This is a genomic window from Arthrobacter sp. LAR12-1-1.1 (assembly GCF_040676555.1).
Taxonomy (GTDB): Bacteria; Actinomycetota; Actinomycetes; order Actinomycetales; family Micrococcaceae; genus Arthrobacter.
Map to the genome: position 1 here is coordinate 79,815 of NZ_JBEGIG010000056.1, position 25,760 is coordinate 105,574.

At 65.7% G+C, this 25,760-nt stretch carries 20 protein-coding genes, 2 tRNA genes and 1 pseudogene; 6 read left to right on the plus strand and 17 right to left on the minus strand.

The window, feature by feature from the left end:
* Nucleotides 1-10: 10 nt before the first annotated feature.
* The 7 genes from wecC to MRBLAR12_RS20340 are packed head-to-tail and all read right to left on the minus strand — an operon-like array spanning nucleotide 11 to nucleotide 8,264.
* Nucleotides 11-1,321, minus strand: coding sequence for a UDP-N-acetyl-D-mannosamine dehydrogenase (wecC, locus tag MRBLAR12_RS20310; protein WP_290369325.1), 1,311 nt, complete (start codon nucleotides 1,319-1,321; stop codon nucleotides 11-13).
* Nucleotides 1,322-1,327: 6 nt separating this feature from the next.
* On the minus strand, nucleotides 1,328-3,250 hold the full coding sequence (locus tag MRBLAR12_RS20315) for a glycosyltransferase (RefSeq protein WP_229992703.1): 1,923 nt from the start codon (nucleotides 3,248-3,250) through the stop codon (nucleotides 1,328-1,330).
* Nucleotides 3,251-3,253: 3 nt separating this feature from the next.
* Entirely contained in the window at nucleotides 3,254-4,144 is an 891-nt protein-coding gene (locus MRBLAR12_RS20320) for an ABC transporter ATP-binding protein (RefSeq protein ID WP_229992704.1), read from the minus strand.
* The gene (locus MRBLAR12_RS20325; protein ID WP_229992705.1) at nucleotides 4,131-5,024 is read right to left on the minus strand and encodes an ABC transporter permease; all 894 of its coding nucleotides are present in this window, start codon (nucleotides 5,022-5,024) and stop codon (nucleotides 4,131-4,133) included. The genes MRBLAR12_RS20320 and MRBLAR12_RS20325 overlap by 14 nt, the downstream gene beginning before the upstream one ends.
* Nucleotides 5,021-6,760: a glycosyltransferase gene (locus MRBLAR12_RS20330; RefSeq protein WP_229992706.1), complete on the minus strand. Its 1,740-nt coding sequence runs from the start codon at nucleotides 6,758-6,760 to the stop codon at nucleotides 5,021-5,023. The genes MRBLAR12_RS20325 and MRBLAR12_RS20330 overlap by 4 nt, the downstream gene beginning before the upstream one ends.
* Nucleotides 6,757-8,016: a glycosyltransferase family 4 protein gene (locus tag MRBLAR12_RS20335; RefSeq protein WP_229992707.1), complete on the minus strand. Its 1,260-nt coding sequence runs from the start codon at nucleotides 8,014-8,016 to the stop codon at nucleotides 6,757-6,759. The genes MRBLAR12_RS20330 and MRBLAR12_RS20335 overlap by 4 nt, the downstream gene beginning before the upstream one ends.
* 5 nt (nucleotides 8,017-8,021) lie before the next feature.
* Nucleotides 8,022-8,264, minus strand: coding sequence for a hypothetical protein (locus MRBLAR12_RS20340; RefSeq protein WP_364748016.1), 243 nt, complete (start codon nucleotides 8,262-8,264; stop codon nucleotides 8,022-8,024).
* Nucleotides 8,265-8,334: 70 nt separating this feature from the next.
* On the opposite strand from MRBLAR12_RS20340, the gene MRBLAR12_RS20345 reads away from it, so the two are divergent.
* Nucleotides 8,335-8,574, plus strand: a complete 240-nt coding sequence (locus tag MRBLAR12_RS20345) for a hypothetical protein (RefSeq protein WP_229992709.1) — start codon at nucleotides 8,335-8,337, stop codon at nucleotides 8,572-8,574.
* A 289-nt stretch (nucleotides 8,575-8,863) separates the two neighbouring features.
* Nucleotides 8,864-9,364 carry a DUF3515 family protein gene (locus tag MRBLAR12_RS20350; protein WP_229992710.1) on the plus strand — a complete coding sequence of 167 codons (501 nt, stop codon included), beginning with the start codon at nucleotides 8,864-8,866 and terminating at the stop codon, nucleotides 9,362-9,364.
* Between the two features lie 2 nt (nucleotides 9,365-9,366).
* On the opposite strand, the gene MRBLAR12_RS20355 is transcribed toward MRBLAR12_RS20350, so the two are convergent.
* The 4 genes from MRBLAR12_RS20355 to murA are packed head-to-tail and all read right to left on the minus strand — an operon-like array spanning nucleotide 9,367 to nucleotide 13,662.
* Nucleotides 9,367-10,497: a D-alanine--D-alanine ligase family protein gene (locus tag MRBLAR12_RS20355; protein WP_414645557.1), complete on the minus strand. Its 1,131-nt coding sequence runs from the start codon at nucleotides 10,495-10,497 to the stop codon at nucleotides 9,367-9,369.
* Nucleotides 10,498-10,514: 17 nt separating this feature from the next.
* Nucleotides 10,515-11,582, minus strand: a complete 1,068-nt coding sequence (locus tag MRBLAR12_RS20360; protein WP_229992712.1) for an NAD(P)H-dependent glycerol-3-phosphate dehydrogenase — start codon at nucleotides 11,580-11,582, stop codon at nucleotides 10,515-10,517.
* Nucleotides 11,579-12,325 (minus strand): lysophospholipid acyltransferase family protein, encoded by a 747-nt coding sequence (locus MRBLAR12_RS20365; protein ID WP_229992713.1) that lies wholly within the window; start codon nucleotides 12,323-12,325, stop codon nucleotides 11,579-11,581. The genes MRBLAR12_RS20360 and MRBLAR12_RS20365 overlap by 4 nt, the downstream gene beginning before the upstream one ends.
* Nucleotides 12,326-12,336: 11 nt before the next feature.
* Complete coding sequence (gene murA / locus MRBLAR12_RS20370; protein WP_229992714.1) at nucleotides 12,337-13,662, minus strand: UDP-N-acetylglucosamine 1-carboxyvinyltransferase; 1,326 nt, start codon at nucleotides 13,660-13,662, stop codon at nucleotides 12,337-12,339.
* Nucleotides 13,663-14,024: 362 nt separating this feature from the next.
* On the opposite strand from murA, the gene MRBLAR12_RS20375 reads away from it, so the two are divergent.
* Both MRBLAR12_RS20375 and MRBLAR12_RS23760 read left to right on the plus strand, forming a co-directional pair.
* Complete coding sequence (locus MRBLAR12_RS20375; protein ID WP_229996188.1) at nucleotides 14,025-16,769, plus strand: discoidin domain-containing protein; 2,745 nt, start codon at nucleotides 14,025-14,027, stop codon at nucleotides 16,767-16,769.
* A 156-nt stretch (nucleotides 16,770-16,925) separates the two neighbouring features.
* A pseudogene (locus MRBLAR12_RS23760) lies at nucleotides 16,926-18,110 on the plus strand (IS30 family transposase).
* A 206-nt stretch (nucleotides 18,111-18,316) separates the two neighbouring features.
* Here the strand turns inward: MRBLAR12_RS23760 and leuD are convergent.
* Together leuD and leuC are read right to left on the minus strand one after the other, a co-directional pair.
* Complete coding sequence (leuD, locus tag MRBLAR12_RS20390; protein WP_229994612.1) at nucleotides 18,317-18,919, minus strand: 3-isopropylmalate dehydratase small subunit; 603 nt, start codon at nucleotides 18,917-18,919, stop codon at nucleotides 18,317-18,319.
* Nucleotides 18,920-19,026: 107 nt separating this feature from the next.
* Nucleotides 19,027-20,481: a 3-isopropylmalate dehydratase large subunit gene (gene leuC / locus MRBLAR12_RS20395; RefSeq protein ID WP_229994611.1), complete on the minus strand. Its 1,455-nt coding sequence runs from the start codon at nucleotides 20,479-20,481 to the stop codon at nucleotides 19,027-19,029.
* Between the two features lie 129 nt (nucleotides 20,482-20,610).
* On the opposite strand from leuC, the gene MRBLAR12_RS20400 reads away from it, so the two are divergent.
* Nucleotides 20,611-21,330 (plus strand): IclR family transcriptional regulator, encoded by a 720-nt coding sequence (locus MRBLAR12_RS20400; RefSeq protein WP_026266447.1) that lies wholly within the window; start codon nucleotides 20,611-20,613, stop codon nucleotides 21,328-21,330.
* A gap of 13 nt (nucleotides 21,331-21,343) precedes the next feature.
* Nucleotides 21,344-21,880, plus strand: coding sequence for a DUF1697 domain-containing protein (locus MRBLAR12_RS20405; RefSeq protein WP_229994610.1), 537 nt, complete (start codon nucleotides 21,344-21,346; stop codon nucleotides 21,878-21,880).
* 36 nt (nucleotides 21,881-21,916) lie between these two features.
* On the opposite strand, the gene MRBLAR12_RS20410 is transcribed toward MRBLAR12_RS20405, so the two are convergent.
* The 4 genes from MRBLAR12_RS20410 to MRBLAR12_RS20425 all read right to left on the minus strand — a co-directional run bounded on the left by MRBLAR12_RS20410 (nucleotide 21,917) and on the right by MRBLAR12_RS20425 (nucleotide 25,742).
* Entirely contained in the window at nucleotides 21,917-23,566 is a 1,650-nt protein-coding gene (locus tag MRBLAR12_RS20410) for a GTPase (RefSeq protein ID WP_229994609.1), read from the minus strand.
* Nucleotides 23,563-25,335, minus strand: coding sequence for a dynamin family protein (locus MRBLAR12_RS20415; RefSeq protein ID WP_414645558.1), 1,773 nt, complete (start codon nucleotides 25,333-25,335; stop codon nucleotides 23,563-23,565). Before MRBLAR12_RS20415 ends, MRBLAR12_RS20410 begins: the two co-directional genes overlap by 4 nt.
* A 130-nt stretch (nucleotides 25,336-25,465) precedes the next feature.
* Nucleotides 25,466-25,541 (minus strand) — tRNA-Glu (locus tag MRBLAR12_RS20420).
* Between the two features lie 129 nt (nucleotides 25,542-25,670).
* Nucleotides 25,671-25,742 (minus strand) — tRNA-Gln (locus MRBLAR12_RS20425).
* Between the last annotated feature and the right edge of the window lie 18 nt (nucleotides 25,743-25,760).

Consider the following 25,760-nt stretch of genomic DNA (forward strand, 5'->3'; position numbering starts at 1 on the left):
GTGGCTTCCCCTATCCACCGACGCTGGCCCCTACGGGCGTGTGCGGCCGGCTGGCGTCCGCGGGCTCCTGCTGGTTCCAAATGCCCTTGGTATCGATGACGAGTTTTCCTTCGAGGGACAGGGCGTCCAGGGTCAGGAATTCATCGTGGTCCACCAGGAGCATCACGAGGTCCGCAGCGGCGACGGCTTCCTCCATGCCGTGGAGCCTGGCGAGGCCGGATGCTGCCAGCGCCGTCGGGAGTTCCTCGACGTTCGGGTCAACCACCAGGATGGCGCTGTCAGGCAGCTGCCGGACGAGTTCCTGGACGATCGTCACCGACGGCGACTCGCGGACGTCGTCGATGTTGGCCTTGAAGGCCAGGCCGAGGACAGCCACGGTGGCGCCCGGCTGGTCGGCCAGTGTCTGCACTGCCTGCCGGACCACGTGGTACGGCTTGGAGTCGTTGACTTCGCGGGCCGTCCGGATCAGGGCGGAGTGCTCCGGGACGGCGTCGACGATGAACCAGGGATCAACCGCGATGCAGTGTCCGCCCACGCCGGGGCCGGGGCGAAGAACGTTCACGCGCGGGTGATGGTTCGCCAGCTCGATCAGCTTCCAGACGTCGATGCCCAAGTTGTCGCAAATCAGTGAGAGCTCGTTGGCGAAGGCGATGTTGACGTCGCGGAAGGTGTTTTCCACCAGCTTGGTCATTTCAGCGGTGGTGGCATCCGTGAGCAGGATTTCACCCTGGCAGATCACCTCGTACAGCCGCTTGGCCAGCTGGGCGCCCTCTTCGGTGAGGCCTCCTATCACGCGGTCGTTGGTGACCATTTCGACCATGATCCGGCCCGGCAGAACGCGCTCCGGCGAGTGCACAATGTGGACATGGTTTAGTCCGGGACCCGCTTCGAGGGACAGGTCCGGCCGCAGTTCCATGAGGTAGGTGCCGAGGCGTTCGGTGGTGCCTGGAGGCGACGTCGATTCCAGGACCACGAGTTCGCCGCCGCGGAGCTTGGGCGCGAGGGCCTCAAGGGCGCTGCGGAGGTAGGAGAGGTCGGCGCCGTTGCCCTCCGCCAGCGGGGTGGGCACGGCAATGATGAACGCGTCGGCCACAGGCACGGTGGACATGGCGACGAGGTTGCCCAGGCTGACCGCACCTGAGACCACCACACCCATATCGGGTTCCACAAAGGGAACCTCTCCCCGGTTGACGGCGTCGACGGTCGACTGCTTCACATCGACGCCGGCTACGCGCTTGCCTTTGGCGGCAAAGCTGGCCGCGGTGGGCAGGCCGATGTAGCCAAGTCCGATGACGGCAACATCAAAAATCGTCTCGTCCATGTTTCCCTAAACTAAAATATGGTCTTCGGGTGAACCGAAGAACTGAATCTTTGAAGTAGCCAAAAGCTCTTCATTGGTGATGGGCCAGGTGTGCGACGACACGTTGGCGCCGCGCATCTGGCAGTAGTTAAAACGGTCCGCCGAGTAGATCCGGGCTCCCGACTCGACAATGTCGGTCAGGAAGCGCGAGTCCTCTCCACGTTGCAGCTGCTGGAACGGAAAGCGCCTGAACGTGTCAGTGGCGGCGAAAATTGTAGGTCCGGAGACTGCTTCCACGTAACGGTGTTCCAATTGCGGGTTGCGCAGGATCGTAGCACCAGCTCCGGCCAGATGCATGTAATGCGCCCGCTTTCCCACCACCTCGGCCTCGGAATACATCATGGCGTGGACCTGGTCGCCCAGGTACAGGGGGCTGTAGATGTCGTCGTCGTCCCATTTGGTGGCGAACCGGCCGTCGGCACGCGCCACGACGGCGTTGAGGCACTCACCGAGCACCGTTTGCTGCGGCTCATGCAGGACCACGGTGTCCGCGATGCCGGCCAGCTGGGACTTGCGGCGGAACGCGGCTTCGTCTATTTCAAAACCGTGGGCCAGGTACACGAGCTGGACATCGACGCCCTGCTGGGCGGCCACCCCGGCAATGACATGCTCGAGTTGCTGCGGGCGGAAACTTGAAACGAGGACAGAGATCTGGGCGCGGGGTGCCGGGGCGGCCAGCGAGGGCCGTGCCGCAGCGGCGATGGACTGTGCCCGGTGGCTGAATGTATGCTCCGCCCAGATTCTGCGCTGGGCCTTGTGGACGAGGCGCTGGGCATAGTCCGGGTTTGCGGTCAGTGCCCTCAGCAGGTGCGCGGCGTCTTCGCGATTGTCCGCCGTGGGGATTTCCCGCTCCGGGAAGAACTCCGTGATGGCCGCGCTGGGGGTCGAGACAACGCAGGAGCCAGCCGCGGTGATCTCGAAAATCCGCCGGGCGCACATCGACGGCGAGTCCGTGACGGAGTTGACGTTGAGGAACACCTTGTACGCCTTGTAGGCGGTCAGCATCTGTTTGTAGGACAGAGACCCCACAACGTGCTTCTTGAGGATTCCGGGGAACTGATACTGCGGCTGCCTGCCCAGCTGCCGCGAAAAGATCTCAAAACCGGGGCGTTTGCCCGCGGTCGCGTCAACGGCTGCACCCAGCAGGTACTCCATCTGGCGCCGGCGGTCCTCGTATTTGTGCGCAAAATACATTCCGGCGAAGGCGATCTCGCGGGCGTGCCAGCCGTGCCGGGGCCGGGCCGGGTTGTGGATGCGGGGCTGCGCGGCGAAGGGCAGCACGGAAATCCGGCTGTGGCCCAGGTCCTCCCGATAGCTGGGCAGCATGTTGGCATCGGTCGTGAAGACGTGATCGAACAGTTTCGCGGCGGGCAGGAAGTCCTCGTAGTGCGGCGGGTCTTCCTTGTTCCAAAACACCGCCGGGACTCCGGAGACCCGGCATCCGTCAACGAGCTCGCGGAAGACCGCCGAAGGGCCGGCGGGGCCGGTGATCTTGCCCCGCCAGAGCCCTGCGTTGCCTGCCCACGCGGATTCGACGACGACGAAGTCCAGCGCCTCGTCGCGCAGCTGCTGCGCCCAGCCGTCGGGCCTGAGCGCCACGACGGTCCACTCGGCGGCGAACGCCGCCGCGGAAAAGTCATCCATGATGATGCCCACGCGCAGCTGCGGATTCCGCGGCTGCGCAACTCCAACAGCAGCTTCCCTGAAGATCAGGTGGCGGCCGCGTCCGATTCCGCGCCAGGCGCCTTCCGCGCCGCGGACACCGGCCAGGCTGGCCTCGTCACGCTCGGCCGTGCTGCGGTGCAGGTAGCTCTTGACCTGTCCCATGCCGCCTTGGCGGGCGTGCCACAGCGCGCGGCGCCAGTAGGCCGTCTTGTCTCGAAAACTCATTCTCTACCTGGACCGCTTCCAGCCGTTGGGAAGCAGGGTGGTGCGCATTTCGGGGAGGCTTGCCATCAGCTCAGCCCGGATCTTGCGGCCGTAGTCTGCGTTGCCCTCGTTGATGCGCCAGATGAAGTTCCGGTATTCCTTGGCAACTTCGTCGGGCGTTCCGTCCATGATGAAATCGCCCTTATCGATCCAAAGGGCGCGGTTGCACATGGACGTAATGGTGGAAAGGCTGTGGCTGACCACGAACACGGTTCCGGCCTGGCTGGTCACGTGCTCCATCCGCTTCTTGGAGCGCTCCTTGAACTGGGCATCGCCGGTGTTGAGGGCTTCGTCGATCAGCAGGATCTCGGGATCAACTGCCGCGGCGATGGCGAAGCGGAGGCGCGCGCCCATGCCAGAGGAATAGGAATTCATCGGGTGGTAGACCTCGTGCTCCAACCCGGACATCTCCACAATGTCATCGAACTTGGCATCGATTTCTGCGTGGCTCATGCCCATGGCAAGGCAGCCGAGCCGGATGTTCTGGGCACCCGAAATGGAGCTGATCAGGGCCGCGTTGACGCCCAGGAGGATGGGGTTGCTCGCGGCATAGACAGTGCCGGAGTCCGGGATGATCAGCCCGGCCAGAACCTTCATGAGGGTGCTCTTGCCTGAGCCGTTGCGGCCAATGACGCCAATTGAATCGCTCTGATTGGCCACGAAGGAAATCTTGCTCAATGCCGTGGTGCGTACCACGCTGTCGCCACGGCGCGGCGTGCGAAGTTTCTTGAGGAACGAAGTCCGGGCGTTGGTCCGCCCGGGAGTCTGGTTCTTCGTCCGGTAGACGACCGAAATGTCGTCAACTACCACTGTTGGCTCCGCGATGTGGCCGATTGTCATGTCAGACACGTCCATAGCTTTCCTCTCCGCGCCAGAAGACAAACAGTCCGGCGGCGACCGATCCCAGCGCCCAGAGACCCAGAACGGCCCACGCCCGCCAGGACGGTGTTGTGTCGTAAAGTAACGAGTCGCGAATGATCTTGATGACCTGGAACACGGGGTTGACGTCCATCATGGTGCGCATGATGGGGTACTGGTCGAACCTGGTCTCAGCAAAGAAGACTGCCGAGGCATACATCCAGAAGCGCACAACGAAAGAGATCAGCATGCTCAGGTCCGGGATTTTCAGGATCAACGGTGCCAGCAACATGCCGATCCCTAGATTAAATAAGAATTGAAGCAGGATCGCGGGGACAATCAGGAGCCACCGCCACGTGATCTCCTCGGCCGGTGCCGTGAAGATGATGAAGAGCAGCATGACGATCGTCACGGGAACGTTGGAGATCAGTTCCCGAACGTTGAGGGCAATGGGCAGTGCCGCCCGGGGGAACTGGAAGGCCCGGATCATGGACGTATTACTGGTCAGAGATTTAGCCCCGCCCAGGACGGACCGCGTGGTCATCTGGAAGGTAAAGACGCCAATGATCAGGTAGCCGACAAAATTGTCAATGCCCTTGCTGGTGCCTAAGAGCAAACCAAAGATTAGGTAGAAACTGAGTCCGCTCAGTAAGGGCGTCAGAACCAGCCAGGCAGTTCCCAGGTGGGTCTTGTCGTGCTCGCTCTGGACCCGCGCGCGGGCGTCGAAGAAGATGAAACTCCGGCGGTCCCATAGCTGGACCAGATAGTCCAGGAAGTCGGGCCGCTGCCCCACTTTGCTCAATCGGACAAGGTTTACGGGCACAGAGACGGTGGGCGTCTTGGTCTCTTCCGCCCGGCTCTGTTCTTTGGTGCTCATCTGATGGTTACTCCCAGCATTTCCAACTCTCTTGCCAGGGCAACCGCGTTGGCGGCCCATGTTCTCTCCCGCAGCACTCGCCCCCGGCTGGCAGCGCCAAGCGCTGCCGCCAGCGGTGCATCCGAGAGCAGTTCCCGGACCGCTGCAGCGAACGATGCAGGGTCTCCGGCAGTCGCAAGGCGGCCGGTTACGCGGTCCTCGACGATTTCCGCCAATGCAGGCAAGTCGCTGGCAACAACCGGCCGGGCAGATGCCATGGCCTCCACGGGCTTGAGCGGTGTCACGGAACGCGTCACCTCCAGGTCCTTGCGCGGCACAACGAATACATCCAGCGCTTGATGGTACAGGGCTGTCTGACTCCGGGGCACGCGGCCCGTAAAGACAATGCGATCGGCATATCCGCTCCGCTGCGCCTGAATCTGCAGCGAAGGCATGGACGAACCGTCTCCGACAATCAGGAGACGGAGCTGAGGCATGTCCTCAGCCAGCAGCAAAAACGCGGCGAGGAGGTCCTCTATGCCTTCATAGGGTACCAAGCTGCTCACTGTGCCGATAAATTGTCCGTCTTCTGCGAGACCGATCTCACGCCGGGCGCTGGCCTTATCCAGGGGCTCGGACAGGAAGTTCCCGCCGACAGCGTTAGGGGCAATGATTACCCTATTTTCGGGGATTCTGGCAGCAACAATGTTCGCCTTCATGGCCGTCCCGAGGGTCAGCACGAGGTCCGCATCCTGCATGACCTCCGCTTCCCGGCTCTGAAACAGCCGGTACTTCTCGCTGTTGCGGGCCTCCGGCCCGCGTGTGGAGGCCCAAGTGTCGGCCAGTTGGCCGCGGACCTCATAGACCCAGGGTATCCCGAGGGCCTCGGCCACGGCCCGCACCACCAGACCGTTGACGTAATGCGTGGTGGTGTGCAGCACGCTCGGCTTGAACACCAGGGCCACGGCGAGCAGTTCTTCCGCCTGCTGCTGCAGCCGGGCATCAATGGTGTGTGCCATCTTGGCGGGCAGGAGCCGCTGGTAACGGATTCCGTCCACGGTGTCCATGGTTTTCGCGAGGAGCTTCCCCACCTGAACGGGATAGCCCATCCTGGTGACCGCCAGCACATCCCATCCGGCCTCCTGTTGCGCCAGCAGGGTGGAGTGGGAGCGCTGGGCGTAGCCGCTGGCTGTGTGGGGCAGCGAGTTCGTCAGCAGATGAAGGATCCGACCGGGCACCGGTGCGTAGGGGCGGCGCTCCAGCGACGGCGATGCGTTCGTCAGGATCGCCGCCTCGGCCGCCAGACGGGCGCGTTGCCGCAGTCCCGCAGCTCCAGAGCCGTCGAGTGCCGCAACAGCTTCGCTGACGTCGCCGTCGTACCAGAGACGCCGCGCCCGGGCCTGCTTCACATGCTGCGCCGTGCCGGCCTTGGCAAGGAGGACGTCCGACACCGCCGGGAGGTTCGCTGCGAGGGCGACGTCGGCCAGGCGGCGCGCCCGGTCCCCCTCGACGGGTCCGTCGGCAGCGAGGCGCAGCCGGCGTTCGACGTCGGCCTCGTCCCCGGCGGCGAGTGCCGCGAACATCACGGCCGCCGAGGTGGAGTTTTTCGGGGCCCAGCGGCAGAGGCACTTCGCGAGGGGAAGCACGGCCGAGGGCAGCCTGCGCGAAAGCTGCAGGAACAAGATGACGGGATCATCAGTCAGGTGCTGGCGGACCACGCTCTGGGCCAGCCGGACGTTGTTGAGCAGCTGCATCATCGGCTCTCGCGGGTTTCCGCGAGCAGTTCGGTGATGAGTTCCATATAGCGGCCGGCGAGCTGCTCGTATTCGGCGTGCGCTTTGACCCACTGGCGGCTGTCGCCGTTGCGGACCAGGCGGCCGCGGTCGGCAGCCAGTTCGCGCCACAAAGCGGCCAGCTCTTCGGGATTGCTTGCCACGATGTCGCCGGCCTCGGCGTCCGAGACGATTCTCGCGGCTTCGCCACGCACCACGGCAGTGATGTGCCGGCCGATCGCCAGAACCTCATAGGTCTTGGACGGCACGGTGGTCTCGAAGGATTTCCAGTCGTCCCGCAAAGAGACGATGCAGGTGTCCGCCGACGAGTAGCGTTCCAGCATGGCGGCCCCGGTCAGGGGCGGGTGGAACGTGACAGGAGCTTTCAGCTCACGTGCCAGCTTCTCCAGCGCCGGCCTCTGGGTCCCGTGGCCCACCATGTGCAGGTGCATCGATTCCCCCACCAGGGCACTCGCGAGGATGGCGACGTCGAGTTTCTGACTCTCGCCGTGGTTCCCCAGATACAAGGCCTCGAATACGTCCCTTTTCTGTTCCGGGGGCCCAACCACCGGGATGGAGTCAAGGTTCACGCCGTTGCTGACGGTTGCCACGTTGCGGACACCGCGGGAGCGCAACGTCGCCGCGAACCCTTCGGTCACTGTAACCACAAGGTCCGCCCGGTGCTGGACGAAGTCCACCACGTGCTCCACAACGCTCTTGACACTGCCTTGGACGAGCCGGGCGTCGCGGGCCAGGTCCGGCCAGGCATCCCGCATTTCCACGATCAGGGGGACGCGGCGCAATTTTGCCACGGCATAGCCGGCAGCAAGCGAGGGCAGGCCGGGGGCCGTGACAATAACGACGTCGGGCTTGCGGACCATCATTCCGGCGGGGACCGACAAAAAGGCCGAAAAGCACTGGTCAAGCAGCCGCGCGGCACGGGAGTTGCCGTGGCGCAGGTAGGGGACGTGAAGAATCTTTTCGGTGAACTGGCCGTTGCGCTGCCGGAATGGCCTGCCAGCCATCCAGCGCGGGAGTGCCCGCCGCCCGAAGGGGTAGTGCGCCACCGGAGTCACGACATCGACGCCCCAACCTGAGTGGGAGAACTCCTTGATCATGGCGGTCCAGCGGCGCTGTGGAGGACTCTGTTCGGGCCAGTAGGAGTGCGTGATCAGCGTGATCTGCAGGCTGTCATTCACGGACTTAGGCGAAATCGACTCCACGAGGGCTTCATCCTGCATGGATGTCAGGACTTACCGGTCCGGGGTACGCCGCTAGCCTTTTTCGATCCAATGAACCGGAAGTAGGCAAAGCCCATGCCCAGCAGGACCAGCACGGTGATGGCCTGGACGGCCAGGGGGCTGCCCGTAGCGACGGCTACTGCAGCCTGGACTTCAGGTTTCACCATCACCGGAGGTTTGGTGGGGGTGGCGATGACGGCGGGAGCCGTAGACGGCGCCGGCGTCGGAGTGGGCGTCGGTGTCTCCACTGGGACTTCCTGCACAGGAGCCGGGACGACGGGTGCCGGGGCGACGGGTGCAACGACAGGCGGCGTTTCAATGACGGGCGCAGGCGCCACGACGGGCGGAGCCGCCGGCACCACGGGCGGAACCACTGGCGTAGGAACGATCACTGGCTCGCTCGGTACCGGCGACGGCTCGTCCGCGGGCTTGGTCGGCGAAGGCGACGGCGTATCTGTTGACGGCGGCTTGGTCGAGCCCGTCTTGGTGGGCGTCGGCGCCGGAGTGGGCGTCACCACCACCGTTGCAGGGGCGGTAGGCCCGGTTTCCTCGGCGTAAGCGGCTGTCGCCGTGGCCACGACTGAGGCGGCAAGGAGCAAAGCTCCCAGCCCGGTGCGTATGGATTTATTTCGGCTGCACGACGTCATCGACAGTCCCTCCCCCACAGTGCGAGATTGAATCAGGTGTGCGTTATGCGGCCAACACTAACGTCATTGTCGGCAGAGCCCCAGTGGTGCACGAGGTCCCAGTCTACTCGAAGGTAAGAGTCAGGCTGTTCATTTGTGATGCTACCCGCACTCAGGAAACTGTGGCCGCAGCGCCACGCGGACCGGGTTAAGCTGGATGAATGCTCCAGTTCAGCCGCCGTATTTCCGCCCGCATTGCCCTGGTTGCGGCGGCCGCCGCAACCGGCTTGTCCTTGACGTCATGCTCCCCGGTGGTGGACGTAACACCCGCCAAGGATGCCGCGAACGCGGCCTGCGCGCCTATGATGCTGGCCCTACCGGACGCAATCGGCGATGCCAAGCTGCGCAAGACCAATGCCCAGGCCACGGCGGCCTGGGGCGATCCGTCCGCAGTGATCCTTCGCTGCGGGGTCAACGTTCCGGGACCCACAACGGACCGCTGCGTCAGCGTCAACGGCGTCGACTGGGTCATCAAGGAAGGCAGCCCCGTGTGGACGCTGACCACGTTCGGCCGGGAACCGGCGACGGAGATCCTGATGGATCCGGACAAGATCAGTTCGGCCACCGTGCTGGCAGACCTCTCCTCCGCCGCGGTGAAGATCCCAGCAACCCGGAACTGCGTGGGCCAGGAGGACCTGCAGAACCTGCCGACTAGCAAATAGAGCTAGCGCAGGCCGGTCTTGCGGTGCAGGGCGAGGTGGATCAGCTCGTCAATAAGCTCGGCATAGCCCAGCCCTGAGGCCTTCCACATCTGCGGGTACATGCTCTTGGGCGTAAACCCGGGCATGGTGTTGATCTCGTTGATAATCAGTTCGCCATCAGGGGTGTAGAAGAAGTCGACCCGGCTCAGTCCCTCACCGCCGACGGCGTCGAAGGCGACAGCCGCCAGTTCCCGGACCCGGGTGATCGCTTCCTCGGGGAGGTCGGCCGGGCAGCTGAGCGCGGCGGCGTCGTCCACATATTTGGCGTTGAAGTCATAAAATTCGTGCCCGCCGCCGGCGACGGAAATCTCGCCGGGCATGGATGTGCGGGGAGCATCGGTCCCCCGGCCCTCCAACACGGCGCATTCAATTTCGCGTCCCGTGATGCCGGCCTCGATGACCAGCTTGGGATCGTGCTCGCGGGCGGTCTCTATTGCGGCGTCCAGGCCCTCGATGGAATCCACCTTGGAGATGCCCATGGAGGACCCTGCCCGGGCCGGCTTGACGAACACGGGGAAGCCGAGCTGGTCCACGCGCTTGCGGACGGTCTCCGGATCGTTGCGCCACTGCCGGTCGGTGACGGCGATGTAGGGTCCCACGTGGAGCCCGGCCGCTTCAAAGACCACCTTCATGAAGTGCTTGTCCATGCCGACCGCGGACGCCAGCACGCCGGCACCCACGTAGCGGGTGTCGGACAGTTCCAGGAGGCCCTGGATGGTTCCGTCTTCGCCGAAGGGCCCGTGCAGCAGCGGGAACACGACGTCGACGGCGCCGAGCTCCTCTGGGACCGTGTTCGGGGAGGCGACGATCAGCTGGTGCTCGCCGCCGATCTCGGCCAGGGCCACGGTCTGAGCCGACGGCGCCACCTCGGGCAGCGACGACGCCGAGAGTGACCACTCGTTGGTCTCGGCGGAGGCCAGAACCCACTGGCCGGTCTTGGCGATCCCGATCGGGATGACGTCGTACTTGTCCTTGTCGATGGCGCCCATGACACCGGCTGCTGTCACGCAGCTCACGGCATGCTCGCTGGAGCGGCCGCCGAACAGCACCGCCACTCGGGGTTTGGACTGGCCCGTACGGCCTTCTGTGGTCATGTTGTTCTCTGACACTCTCAGTAATCGCCTTCGGGTTTCAGGTCCCGGGACAGCAGCAGCGGACCCAGTTCGTCTACGGACAATTTACCGCCCAGCACAGCGACGACGGCTGCCGTGATGGGCATGTCGACGCCGAGCTTTCCGGCAAGTTCGTGGACCGCCTGGCTGGACTTGATGCCTTCGGCCGTTTGCTTCATTTCGGCAGTGACCTGCTCGAGGGTCAGCCCCTTGCCGAGCAGCCTGCCTGCCGTGTGGTTTCGGGACAGCGGGGAGGAACATGTGGCCACCAGATCACCCAGGCCGGCGAGTCCCGCCATGGTCCGGGCTTCGCCGCCCAGGGCGAGTGTCAACCGGGATGTTTCCGCGAGGCCCCGGGTGATGACCGAGGCCTTGGTGTTGTCCCCCATCTGCTTGCCCTCGCAGATTCCTACGGCCAGGGCGATGACGTTCTTGACGATCCCGCCGATTTCGACGCCGACAACATCGTTCGTGGTGTACGGGCGGAAGTAGGGCGCGGTGCAGCTGCGGGCAATCCAGCCGGCCGTGACCGGATCCGTGCAGGCCACCACGGACGCAGTTGGCTCTTCCCGGGCGATCTCCATGGCCAGATTGGGGCCTGAGACTACGGCGACACGGTTGGCCGGAAGGTCAAGCTCCGCGCAAATGACCTCGCTCATGCGCGCATCCGTGTGGAGTTCGAGGCCCTTCATGAGGGACACCACGACGGCGCCGGGCGCCAGCATGTCCTTCCACGCCTTCAGTTGCGGCCGCAGGGTCTGCGCCGGAACGGCCAGGATGACGACTTCGGCGCCGGCCAGGACCTCGGCGACGTCGGTGGATGCAGTAATGCTGGACGGCAGCGTGATGCCCTTAAGGTACTGCTCATTGCGGTGCTCGGTATTGATCTGGTCGACGACTTCCGGGCGCCGGCCCCAGAGGCGGATGGTTCGTTCGACGCCGGAGGCCGTGGCGGCGTCGGCCACGACCTTGGCGAAGGTAGTACCCCAGGAGCCAGCCCCTAGGACGGCAACGGTGGTGGCGGATTCGGATCCGCGGCCGGTCGCCGTCGTAAAATCCGCCGTCACGCTGTGACGTCCGGGTCAATGCGGCCGTGCGTGGGCTGATTGTGGGCCGCCGGGTCCCAGCGCTGCGCGGGCGGCTGTTCGCCGCGCAGTTCCGCCAGGAGGCCGGTAATGGCGTCCATGATGACATTCGTGGCGGCCGTGAGCGTTGCTTTGTCCAGCGGGCGGCCCGCAAAGGCGCTCAGGTCCACTGGATTCCCGACCACCAGGCGGGAGGTCTTGCGGGGGAAGATGTAGAAACGCTTCGCATACCGCGGGAAGACCTCTTGGGCACCCCAATGGGCGATGGGAACCACGGGAATACCGCTCTCCAGCGCCATGCGCGCGGCACCCGTGTGCCCCTTCATCGGCCAGAGTGCCGGGTCCCTGGTGAGGGTTCCCTCGGGGTAGATGATGATCGCCCCGCCCTCGTTCACGATCTCCTTGGCCAGCTGCAGCGAACGGTTCGCTCCCGCCGTCGAGCGTTCCACCGGGATCTGCTTGGTGTTCCGCAGGACAGCGCCCAGCACTGGCACGTTGAAGAGGCCGGCTTTGGCGAGGAAGTGCGGCATCCGTTTCTGGTTATAGAGCATGTGCCCCACCACCAGCGGGTCGATCTCCGTGCAGTGGTTGGGCGCGGCGATGAAGCCCCCGGCGGGCAGCTTTTCGAGGCCTTCCCACTTCTTGTTCATCAGCAGGTTCATCACTGGCCGGATGATCCCGGCGACCGTCACAAACGTGGCGTGGCTCTTGGCCGATTCCTTCACTTCGGTCCCCGCTACTTGGCCGACGTGATGTCGAAATCGGCGCCGAGGCCCGCGAGCTTCTCAGTGAAGCGCTCGTAGCCGCGGTTGATGATGTCGATTCCGGTGACGCGGGAGGTGCCGGTGGCGGCCAGGGCGGCGATGAGATGGCTGAATCCGCCGCGCAGGTCCGGGACGTCGATATCGGTGCCCTTGAGCTGCGCCGGTCCGGAGATTACGGCCGAGTGCAGGAAGTTGCGCTGGCCAAAGCGGCACGGCACGCTGCCGAGGCATTCGCGGTGGACCTGGATGTTGGCGCCCATGCGGATCAGTGCATCGGTGAAGCCGAACCGGTTCTCATACACGGTCTCGTGGACGATCGAGACGCCCTCGGCCTGGGTCAGGGCGACGATGAGGGGCTGCTGCCAGTCCGTCATGAAGCCGGGGTGCACGTCCGTTTCGAGCACCAGCGGGTTGAGCTTGCCGCCGCGGTGGTAGAAGCGGATGCCGTCGTCGCCGATGTCCATTCCGCCGCCGACCTTGCGGTAGGTGTTAAGGAAGGTCATCATGTCGCGCTGTGTGGCGCCTTCGACAAAGATGTCGCCGCGGGTGACCAGGGCAGCGGATGCCCAGGAGGCTGACTCGTTGCGGTCCGAGAGGGCCCGGTGGTTGTAGCCGCCCAGGTCCCGGACGCCTTCAATCCGGATGGTGCGGTCAGTCTGGACGCTGATGATCGCGCCCATTTTCTGCAGCACCGCGATGAGGTCCACGATTTCCGGCTCGGTGGCCGCGCCGGAGAGTTCGGTGATGCCCTCGGCGCGCGTGGCGCTCAGCAGGACCTGCTCGGTGGCGCCGACGGACGGGTAGGGCAGGACAATCTTGGCGCCCTTGAGCCCATTGGGCGCGGAGATGTGGATGCCGCCTGGACGCTTTTCCACCACGGCACCGAACTGGCGCAGGACATTGAGGTGGTAGTCGATCGGACGGTCGCCGATCTTGCACCCGCCCAGATCGGGGATGAAGGCCTCACCGATGGCGTGGATCAGTGGCCCGCACAGCAGGATCGGGATGCGCGAATCGCCGGCGTGGGCGTCGATGGCCGTGCTGGAGGCGGTCTTGGCGCCCTTCGGGTCAAGCGTCAGATCGCCGGTCACGGGGTCCTTGTCGACCCTGACGCCGTGGAGCTGAAGCAGGCTCGTGACAACCTCGACGTCCTTAATTTCAGGCACGTTGCGCAACACCGATGGCTCGTTGCCCAGAAGGGCAGCGACCATGGCCTTGGGGACAAGATTCTTGGCCCCGCGAACGGTGACGCGACCAGTTAGCGGGACGCCTCCGCGGATTGTCAGAACACTACTCATATACCGGTTTCCTCACGACTACTCGCCCCCAAATCCTTACAAAGGCTCCAGCTAAGCATAGGAGCATCCGTTACCGATCTGAAATACGGAGCGGTGCAAGATACCCGTCCAGGGCGCGGTGAGCACGGAAAATGGCGTGCAGCCGGGCCGCTGATGTGGCTGAGGGGCTGGACGGGGGCAGGCTGGCTTTCGACTGCTGGGGGCGGACGTGGCATCGAGGCGGGGGCAGCGACGTCGCGGCACCTGATCCCAGCCATTGCGCCAGGCCCGCACCGTTTGCCGGCTCTCGTCTGAGAATGCGCCCCTAGCGAGCCACCATGCCCGCTCTCTGCATACCCACGTCCGCCGCCCAAGGTTTTCCCATGCTGCTCTCCCTAGAGTCTGTTTTGCCATGGGGGAAGTACCGCAAGGAGGCGCAGATGGAACGTTGGGCGGCGCACCGGCAACAGCGCACGAACGGTAGCCATGGAAGTCCACCGGCCAATGCAGCCTTGGAATCTGCTAGAAACCCCACTCCTGCAATTTGCCAAGCAACGCCAAGTGGGATGCGAGCTGCATTCCGGCGGCCGCGGCCTGCGATCCTGAGGGTGCTGCATGCTGAAATTCGCCGCGTGTTCTTACTTCTTGTCGGATCGCTGCTAATCATGGCGTTCGTGGCACTGGTTCTGCACATACCCGCGGGCGCGGCGGGCTCGCATGTGCACAGCGCGGGGCTGCCAGCGACGGCGGCGACCCTGGACAGCTCCACGGACGTGACCGGAACGCACATTCACAACACTGTGCTTCCAGCTGCCGCCTTGGAGGCCGCTCCGGCTCCTCTGCCACGGACCGGATGGACCGCTTCAGCCAGCGACGAGGAAACCATCCGTGTGAACGGCCAGGCCAGCAATGTGCTGGACGGAAGTGCCACCACGATGTGGCACAGCCGGTGGTACCCGGCGCCGGCGGCGGCATTGCCGCACACCATCACGATCGACACCAAGGCGACCCGAAGCATCGGGGGACTCCGCTATATCCCGCGTTCTGACGGCGCGAACGGTCGGGTCGGCAGCTTCGAGATCCGGGTGAGCACCAACGGCACCACCTGGAGTACGCCGGTCGCTCGCGGGACCTGGCCGGACACCAATTCTGAGAAGGAAGTGACCTTCGCTTCGGTCAGCACCCGATACGTCCGGCTGATTGCGACCACAGAGGCCGGCAACCGCGGCCCGTGGAGCAGCGCCGCCGAGATCAACCTGCTCGCCGGACAAACCACGCCTCCAACCGATGTGCTGCCGCGCACCGGCTGGGTGGCCAGCGCCAGCGATGAAGAGGTCACCGGCGCGAACGGCCGAGCCAGCAATGTGCTCGACGGCAGTGCATATACATTCTGGCACAGCAGGTTTTCCCCGGCGCCGGCGGCGCCGCTGCCCCACTCCATCACGATCGACACCAAGGTGACGCGAGGCATCTCGGGTTTCCGCTATCTCCCGCGACCTGACCCACCGAACGGGCGTGTCGGCGGCTTCGAGATCAGGGTGAGCACCAACGGCACCACCTGGAGTACGCCGGTCGCTCGCGGGACCTGGCCGGACACCAATTCGGAGAAGGAAGTGACCTTCGCTTCGGTCAGCACCCGATACGTCCGGCTGATTGCGACCACAGAGGCCGGCAACCGCGGCCCGTGGAGCAGCGCCGCCGAGATCAACCTCCTCGGCCCGTCGCTGGGGTCTTGGGGTCCGACGATCGGCTTCCCGATCGTCCCGGCCGCGGCGGCGCTATTGCCTGGCAACCGGCTGCTGACCTGGTCGGCCTATTCCCCCACCGCCATCGGTGGCAGCAGGGGCTATACCCAGACGTCCATCCTGAACCTCAGCACCGGCGCGGTGACCCAGGCCCAAGTGGCCAACACCGGTCATGACATGTTCTGCCCCGGAACCTCGCTGCTACCGGACGGGAAGATCCTAATCAGCGGCGGCAGCAACAGCTCGAAGACCACCCTGTACAACCCTGCGACGAACGCCTGGACCCCGGGGCCGGACATGAAGATCGCCCGCGGCTACCAGTCCAACGTGACCACATCCACCGGTGAGGTATTCACCATCGGTGGGTCGTTTTCGGGCGGTATCGGCAACAAGAACGGTGAGGTGTGGTCCGCCGCCGGCGGCTGGCGAACGCTGACGAATGTGCTGGCCGACAACATCCTGACCGCCGATCCCCGTGGCGCCTACCGTTCCGACAATCACTCCTGGCTGTTTGCCGCCCCCGGTGGCCGGGTGTTCCACGCGGGGCCGAGCCGCCAGATGAACTGGATCTCCACCACCGGCAATGGAAGCATCACCTCCGCCGGGCCGCGCTCCGATAGCCCGGACGCGATGAACGGCGACGCCGTGATGTACGACGTCGGAAAGATTCTGACCGTGGGCGGGTCGACCGCCTACGAGAAAACCCCGGCTACGGCGCGGGCGTACACTATCGACATCAATAATGGGGTCAAAGCGGCCCGGACCGCAGACATGGCCGTCACCCGGTCGTTCGCGAATGGCGTCGCGCTGCCCGATGGCCAGGTGTTCGTGGTCGGCGGTCAGGCCACCCCCGTTGTGTTCACCGACACCGCCGCCAGGATGGCTCCAGAAATCTGGAGCCCGGCGACCGGAAAGTGGACCACGCTGGCCCCGATGGCCGTCCCCCGCACGTATCACAGTGTCGCACTGCTCCTCCCTGATGGCCGGGTTTTCGTCGGCGGTGGCGGGCTGTGCGGCAGCTGCACGATCAACCATCTGGACGGAGAGATTTTCACGCCGCCCTACCTGCTGAACGCAGATGGCAGTGCGCGCACCCGGCCGAAGATTTTGACCGCACCGGCCACCGCCGCAGCCGGCAGCACGATTGCTGTGACCACCGGAGCGCCGGTCACCAAGTTTTCCCTGATGCGGATGAGCACGGTGACGCATACGGTGAACACCGACCAGCGGCGGATTCCGGTGACCGCAACTGCGGTGTCGGGCAACACCGCTTCGCTGAAGTTGCCGGCGGATCGCGGCGTGCTGGTCCCGGGCACGTATATGCTCTTCGCATTGGACGGCAACGGGGTTCCCAGCATCGCCTCGACCATCTTGATCAGCTGATGACGCCGCACGTCAGCATCAATCAGCCGGCCAACGTCGTTGCGGGTACTACTTCAGATCCTCATTGCTTGCTTCCATTGCGCTATCACTTGGAGTCCTCTCGGGGGCGGGCAGAGTCATATGGTCGCAGCAACGCTCTCATCGATGGAGCGTTAGATGGCCAGAGTGTTTTCCCTGGATGCGCGCACTGAGTTCTTCGATTCGGTATGCGCAAGGATGTCGGTCCTGGGTGCCGCCCGGCGTGTCGGTGCGTCGGGCGGCACCGGGACGAATTGGTGGGCCGAGTCTGGTCAGATGACGATAGTTATGGGTCCCGGCGGCGGTCTCGCGGATCCGGTTCCCGCCCCGGAAGGGCCGGGAGGGCGGGCCTTGAGCGCGGAGGAGCGGGGCATGATCCAGATGGGCCGGCGGAGCGGGCTCAGTTATGCCGGGATTGCCAGGGCGATCGGCCGCAACAAGTCCGTGGTCTGGCGTGAGGTGAACCGCAACACGGGCCCGGACAGGGAGTATTACGCCTCGGTGGCCCATGCGAAGGCCCATCAGGCCCGGCGCCGGCCCAAGCCGTTGAAACTCGCCCTGAACGAGCCGCTCTGCGGGCTGATCGGGGTGTGGATGGATGACGGGTGGAGCCCGAAACTGATCTCCTCGATGTTGGCGTTTCACTTCGGCGGTGATCAGACTATGCAGGTGAGCCACGAGACGATCTACTAGGCGCTATACGTTCAGACCCGCGGAAGTCTGCGGGCGGACCTGGCGGAAAAGCTCAGCCTGAAACGGAAAAAACGCGTTCCCCACACCGCGGACCGGCACCAGAACAGCCCCTATAAGGAAGCGTTCAAGATCAGTGAGCGCCCCGCCGAGGCCCAGGACCGGGCGGTCCCCGGGCACTGGGAGGGGGACCTCATCATCGGCTCCGACGGGACAGCGATCGGCGCCCTGGTCGAACGCTCGACCCGGTTCACGATCCTCCTCCACCTCCCCGGGAACCACACCGCCGACACCGTTGCGGCCGCGATGATCCGGGAGATGGGCCAGCTCCCGGACCACCTGCGACGGTCGATCACCTGGGACCGGGGCTCGGAACTCGCGGAGTATGCCCGGATCCAGACCGTCCTGGACACCACGCTCTACTTCTGCGACCCGCACTCACCCTGGCAGCGCGGGTCCAACGAGAACACCAACCGCCTCCTCAGGTTCTGGTTCGAGAAAGGCTCAGACCTCTCCGTCCACACCCCCGAGGACCTCCGTCTGGTCGCCGCGAAACTCAACCGCCGCCCCCGGCCCACCCTCAACCTCGAAACCCCAGCCAGCCGGCTGAACCAGCTGCTGCACGCAGCCTGAACCCCGGCGTTGCTCCCACCAGTTGACTTTGCCGGCCCGAGAGCCACGACAAAGCCTAGCGCAATGGGTGTAGGCGCGAACATGAGCCCGCACAAAGACGAGTGCCGCCGTCGAGTCTTGAAGACTCGACGGCGGCACGTCATCACTTGGCGGTTGCCCGAGACCCTGCCGTCCTGGGCTCCAGGTTGGAGCCCAGATCTGGAGCCTCAGGACAACCGGGCAGGCAGCGTCTTGGGCTTGAAGGAAGGCCGGGTCGCCTCGTACGCGGTGATATCGGATTCGTGCTTGAGGGTCAGCCCAATGTCGTCCAGGCCTTCCAGCAGGCGCCACCGTGTGTAGTCGTCAATCTCGAACGGCGCCACAATGTTGCCGCACTGCACGGTCTTGGACACGAGATCCACCGTAACTTCGGTGCCAGGGGCGTTCTCGAGTTCTTTCCAGATGAGCTCGATGTCGTCCTGGGCAAGCTCGGCGGCGAGCAGGCCCTGCTTGCCCGAGTTGCCCCGGAAGATATCGGCAAAGCGGGAGGACAGGACCGTCTTGAAGCCGTAGTCCTTCAACGCCCACACGGCATGCTCGCGGGACGAGCCCGTGCCGAAGTCGGGGCCGGCCACCAGAACGGATCCTGCGCTGAACGGCGCCTGGTTCAGGATGAAGGACGGGTCTTTGCGCCACGCGGCGAAGAGCGCGTCCTCAAAACCCGTCCGGGTGATGCGCTTGAGGTACACCGCGGGGATGATCTGGTCCGTGTCGACGTTGCTCTGGCGCAGCGGGACACCGATTCCGGTGTGGGTGGTGAACTTTTCCATGGCGGATCCTTGGGGACTGTATGGATGGGGGCTGTATGGATCGGGCTGTGCGGATGGGGGCTATGTGAATAGAGCCTGTGGGTCCGGGCTTCAGATCCGGGCAGGAACTACGCGGCGTCGACTCGGACCGCCGCGGACTCCGGAGCAGGGTCCAGATCCGACGGCGAGCTCAGCGTGCCGCGGACCGCCGTGGCCGCCGCGACTACCGGCGAGACAAGGTGGGTGCGGCCGCCCTTGCCCTGGCGCCCCTCGAAGTTGCGGTTGGACGTTGAGGCGCAGCGCTCCCCCACCTCCAGCTGGTCCGGGTTCATGCCCAGGCACATGGAGCAGCCGGCAAAGCGCCACTCGGCACCGAAGTCCTTGAAGACCTTGTCCAGGCCCTCGGCTTCGGCCTCGAGCCGAACGCGGGCGGAGCCTGGCACCACCAGCATGCGCACCGCGGGATCCTTGGTGCGGCCCCGGATGATGTCAGCGGCGGCCCGGAGATCCTCCATCCGGGAGTTGGTGCAGGAGCCCAGGAACACCGTGTCCACCCGGATGTCCTTCATAGGCGTGCCGGCCTCAAGCCCCATGTACTGCAGGGCGCGTTCGGCGGCGGCCTTGGCGTTTTCATCGCCGAAGTCATCCGGCGACGGAACCTTGGCGGACAGCGACACGCCCTGGCCCGGGTTGGTTCCCCACGTCACGAACGGCTCCAGGGTGTCGGCGTCGAGGTCCACCTCGACGTCAAACGCCGCGCCGTCGTCGGTGCTCAGCGTGTTCCAGTATTCGACGGCGGCATCCCAGTCGGCGCCCTGGGGCGCATGCGGGCGCCCGTACATGTAGTCGTAGGTGGTCTGGTCCGGAGCCACCAGCCCGGCGCGCGCGCCGGCCTCGATGGACATGTTGCAGATGGTCATCCGGGCTTCCATGGACAGCGCACGGATGGCGGAGCCACGGTACTCCAGCACGTAGCCCTGTCCGCCGCCGGTGCCGATCTTGGCGATGACGGCCAGGATGATGTCCTTGGCGCTCACGCCGGGGCGCAGCGTGCCCTCGACATTGATGGCCATGGTCTTGAACGGCTTCAGGGACAGCGTCTGGGTGGCCATGACGTGCTCCACCTCGGAGGTGCCGATGCCCATGGCCAGCGCTCCGAAGGCGCCGTGGGTTGACGTGTGCGAGTCGCCGCAGACTACGGTCATGCCGGGCTGCGTGAGGCCCAACTGCGGGCCCACCACGTGCACGATTCCCTGCTCGGCGTCGCCGAGGGAGTGCAGGCGGACGCCGAACTCCTGGCAGTTGTTGCGCAGGGTCTGGATCTGGGTGCGGCTGGTGAGATCGGCAATTGGCTTGTCGATGTCCAGCGTGGGAGTGTTGTGGTCCTCGGTGGCGATGGTGAGGTCCGGCCGGCGCAGCTTGCGGCCAGCGAGGCGCAGGCCTTCAAATGCCTGCGGCGACGTCACCTCGTGCACCAGATGGAGGTCGATGAAAAGGAGGTCCGGCTGGGCGTTGGCTCCTTCGCCGTCCCCCTTGCGCACTACGTGCGCGTCCCAGACTTTCTCGGCCAGTGTCTTTGCCACGGCCTGCTCCCTTCACTGCGGTAAGTATTGGCGTTCCTACGGACTACTGCCTCCACTGAACCAGCACAGCCAAGTAATACGCCAGCGCGTTGACTTGCATCTCAGATAATGAGACGTCAATATCATTACATGGACAATTCTAGTGGAGTCGGTGTCATCGATAAAGCGGCCCATGTGCTTGACGCACTTGAGGCCGGCCCCACCACCCTGGCGCAGCTGGTGGCGGCTACGGGACTGGCCCGGCCCACCGTGCACCGGTTGGCCCTCGCCCTGGTGCACCACAGGCTTGTGAGCCGCGATATCCAGGGCCGTTTCGTGCTCGGGAGCCGCCTGGTGGAGCTGGCCTCCGCAGCCGGCGAGGACCGCCTCATCGCCTCCGCCGGCCCCGTGCTCATGCAGCTGCGCGATGCCACCGGCGAAAGCGCCCAGATCTTCCGCCGCCAGGGCGACTGGCGCGTCTGCGTGGCCTCCGCCGAACGCCCCATTGGCCTGCGCGATACGATCCCCGTTGGCACCCAACTGTCGATGAAGGCCGGCTCCGCCGCCCAGGTGCTGCTGGCGTGGGAGGACCACGACCGTCTCCTGGAAGGCCTCCAGTCCGCCCGCTTCACCCCCACGGTCCTGGCGGGAGTACGACGCCGGGGCTGGGGCCAGAGTCTGGGCGAACGCGAGCCGGGGGTCGCCAGCGTTTCGGCACCGGTCCGCGGGCCGTCCGGCCGCGTGATTGCCGCAGTGTCCATCTCCGGCCCGATCGAGCGCCTGACCCGCCAGCCGGGGCGGCTGCACGCCGAAGTGGTCTGCAACGCCGGCCGTGTCCTGACTGAGGCGCTGCGCAAGACCAACGATTAAGTATGCTGTGCCCATGAACAGCTATGCGGTGTTCCTGCGGGGCATCAACGTGGGCGGCATCAATATCAAGATGGCCGATCTCAAGAGCGCACTGAATTCGCGGCCGTTTTCAGATGTAAAGACCCTGCTGGCAAGCGGCAACGTGGTGCTGGCCAGCGAGCTGGATCCGGGTGGAGTCAAGCAGGAGTTCGAGGCGTGCCTGAGGGAATCCTTCGGCTACGACGCCTGGGTGGTGGTGCTGACCGCGGCCCGCGTGGCAGCCCTGGTGGAGGCCTGCCCCTATCCGCCCGACGACGCGTCCACCCATACGTACCTGACGCTCGCCTCTGAGGAGGCTGTGCTCTCGGAACTCTTTGAGTCAGGCAGCGGCCTGGACGGGGCCCAGATCACCCGGCTGGGCCCGGAGGCCCTGGCGTGGCTAGCGCCCGCCGGCGGAACCCTCGACAGCCCTTTCAGCAAGCTTTCCTCGAAGGCCAAATACAAGGCTGCCACCACCACCCGCAACCTCCGCACCATGATCAAGGTCCGCGACGCCGCAGCCGGGCTTTAGCGCGGCGGCCAGCGGGCGAGCCGCACAGGCGGCACACTAGCGCCCCGCAGCGGCCTTCAGAGCGGCGGTGAACTTCGCCAGGCGGCTGACCTCACGTTCCACGGGCGCCACCACGAGTCGCTCCGCGACATCGGCGACGGCGGCTTTCAGCCGCTTCCTTGCCACGGCACTCCGTGACGCCGCCGCGGCACCGACAATAAACCGCGCCGCAATTGCCAGGACGATGCCCAGCAGCACTCCCCCGGCGATCATCACGGTCGGAACCGGCCACCCCTGGACCCGCGGGACCTCGGGCACCGGCAGCTGCAAGTAGCCCAGCGCGGCCAGGACTCCGAGCCAAGCGAACCCGGCCAGCGCCGTCACCAGGGCGAGCCACTGAACCGTGTTGAACACGCCCCACCACCAGGACTTCCTGCCCGCGGACAGGTCCGTGGAGACAATCGCCTGGTCCACAGCGTCCGGCAGCCGGTCACTTCCTTCACGGGCAGCGCCGCGGATGGCCGCCCGCCACGGCCCGGGGGCACCAGCGGACGCCGCCTCGGCGAATTCCCGGACGGCGGCATCGGTCCGCGCCCGCTCCGGCGCCCCTGCGGGAGGAAGCGAGGTCCGGTTCAGCTCAGGCTTGGCTCCCTCGCGGCGCAGGTTCAGTCGCCGCAGCGGATCCGGCCGAAATCTGGCCAGCCAGCGGGTCACGGGCCAGCCCGTACGCCGGGTGGCCTCCAACCGGTAGGACCGCGCGACGGCGTCGACCACCAGCGGCACATTGGCGGCGACGGCCAACTCCCCGGCCAGCCGTGCCTTGGACGCGCTCGTCGCTCCGGCCGCCATCCCGCCACCTGCCGCTTTCGGGTCGCCGGCGGATAATCCTGACGCCTCTGCAAGCCGGGCGGCGGCCTGCGTAACATCTGCCGCGAGTCGCTGTGACATTGCCTGCCGCTGCACCGCTGCCTGGCGGATGACGGCCCGGACCTTGTCTACCCCCGTCCCAAGCACCGCGGAAGCTGCGTGGACCTGAATCTTGCCCAGCCCGTCGCGCGCCAGGATGTCTTTGAGGGATTCCAGGACCGGCCGGACCTCGTGTTCCGGGAGCCTGTCGATCTGGTTGAGCACAACGATCGTTACGGCTCCGTGCGAGGACAGCGGTGCCAGGAAGTCGTCGTGCACGGCGGCGTCGGCGTACTTCTGCGGATCGAGGACCCAGACGAGGACGTCCACGAGCCCCACCATCCGCTGCACGATCTCCCGGTTGGCCGCCCTCGTCGAGTCAAAGTCGGGCAGGTCCAGCAGGATCAGCCCGGTGCCGTCGTCGGCGAACCCTTGAACCGGGCCCGCGGCATGGCGCTTCCGTACCTCCAGCCAATCCAGCAGCGCCTCGCTGCCCTGGACGCCCCAGATGCCCGCCAGCGGCTCGGTGGTGGTCGGTCGGCGCACGGCCGCCGTCGCGATCTCCTCCCCGCTGACGGCGTTGAAGAGCGATGACTTGCCGCTGCCGGTGGCACCAAAAAACCCCACCACGGTGTGGTCTCCGGACAGCGCCCGCCGCGAACTCGCGCGGTCCAGCACCTGCAACACCGGGTCCAGAGCCTCCTGCGGGAGAGCTCCGGACGCGAGCTCCCTGGCGCTGTTGAGCGCCGCAAGCCTGCGATCGAGCTGGGATGTCTCGCGGGCGGCGCCAAGACGGCTCATGCCGTGGCCGCCAGCCGGCGCAGTGCCGCCGCACGCCCGGCAATGGCTAAGGGCTGCACGCCGCCGTCGACGTCCAGCCGGGTCAAGAACCGCCGGCACTCCGCCGCCAGCAGGCTCTGGCAACGCAGATGCAGGTCTTCGCGCGCGGTCCGGGCAAGCCGGCGGACGGCATCCTCCCCGAACACTGCCTCCAGGAGGCGCTGGCCCACGACGGCGGTGCCGCCGGCGACGCCGATTTCGAGCCCGGTCAGGCCCGCGGTCATGGAGAACACCACGATCATGAGCGCCGCGCCGAGGCCGTTGATGCCGAAGGACAACCAGCGGGCCTGGGTGCGCTTGCCTTGGCCTTCGGTGCGGATGAGTTCCATCAGGCTTCCCTGCCAGGCGCGGATCTCGGCCGCCACAGCGTCCGCGAAGCCCTCGGATGCACCCGAGGGATCGTCGGTGCCCAGCAACTGCCTGCCCGCGGGATCCGAACGCCAGCGCTGGTCGGTGTGCTCCGCGGCCTTGGCGGCTTGATCGACGATGACGGCCTGCAGTCCTGTTTCGATCGCGGTTTCCACCCTGACCGCAGGCTCCGGTTCGCCCCGGAAGAACGCGCCCACACGGTCCCGGAAGCGTCCAATGTTCTGTTCCATGGCGCGGAAGAACTCCCCTGTCCCGACGAAGTCCTGCCACCGCGCCAACACTTCGCCGCGCAACAGCGCGCCATCGCGGGTGGCTTCGAGGATCCTGGCCACGGCGTCGTCATACGCATTGCGGGCGTCGGCTACGAGAACATCGGCTGCGTGCTGCTGTTCGGACAGCGCCCGCTCCGCCGCTTCGACGCGGTGGGCGAGTGCGACGAGGGTGCCGTTGACGGTGCGCCGGGCAATCTCCGCCCGACCGGCGGCGTTCCCTGCCAGCTTGCCGAGCCAAACACGCAGCGGCTCCACGGCCGCCGCAGGAAGCATCCCTGCGGCATCCAATGACAGCTCCGGCACCACGAACATCCGGGCTGCACCGAGGCCTTCCCGGCTGAGCATCGCCTGCAGATCCGCGCTGATTTCCGCCTCCGCCGCGGGCGGCACCCGGTCCAGCACCACGGCCACCATGATGTCGCGGGAGGCCGCATCCAGGAGCAGGCGCCAGGGCACGGCGTCGGCGTAGCGGTTGGCAGTGGTGACAAACACCCAGAGATCGGCGGCGGCGAGCAACTGCCCGGCCAGCTGACGGTTGTTCTCGGAAATGGAGTCGACGTCGGGCGCGTCAACGAGGGCGATTCCGGGCGGGACCGCGGCGTCGGCGACCAGGACGAGCGACGTCACCGGGCCGGAGTGCGGAACGGGATCGGCGGGGGTCAAGGGCTGACTGCCGGTGTAGGTACCCCGGATGCGGCCCAGGGCCGGCAACACCCGCTGGCCCTCAAACCAGGCGCCGTCCCCGGGATGGTGCAGCAGGATGGGCTGGCGTGTGGTGGGGCGGATCGCGCCGGCCCGCGTGACGGGGTGGCCTACCAGCGCGTTGACCAGGGTGGACTTCCCGGCCCCTGTAGAACCGCCCACCACAGCCAGCAGGGGCGCGTCGAGGCTGCGGTACCGGGGCAGGATGTAGTCATCGAGCTGAGCCACTGCCTTCCGCAGCTCCTGGCGCATTTGGTCCGCCCCGGGCAGAGCGAGCGGCAGCCGGATTGTCGCAAGGTCCTGCCGCACTGCGTCAAGGAGCGCGACGCCGGATGCGGCCTCGGGGACGGTTTCATGGGAGCTCACAGCATCATCATGCCAGTTCAGCACGTGGTGTCTGTGGGGGGCACTGCTGACGGGGAACCACTGAGCGATGCGCAACGCGAAATGGGTAACGGGGATCCGAGGGCCAGGGAAAAGCAAAACGGCCCCGGGCAGATGCCCGGGACCGTTTCCGTGGTGACCCCAGCGGGATTCGAACCCGCGTTACCGCCGTGAGAGGGCAGCGTACTAGGCCGCTATACGATGGGGCCGCGTACTTCCTGAACAGCACTTCTGCCATTCAAGCCAAATGATTGTTTCATACATTTGGCCAAGGTTTCAAATCGGACCAGCCGATTCATAACCTCCGAAATTCAGCGGAAACCCGCAGATTTTCGAAGCTGGGATACCAGGACTCGAACCTAGAATGACGGTACCAGAAACCGTAGTGTTGCCAATTACACCATATCCCAATGGCACATTCGGTCCGG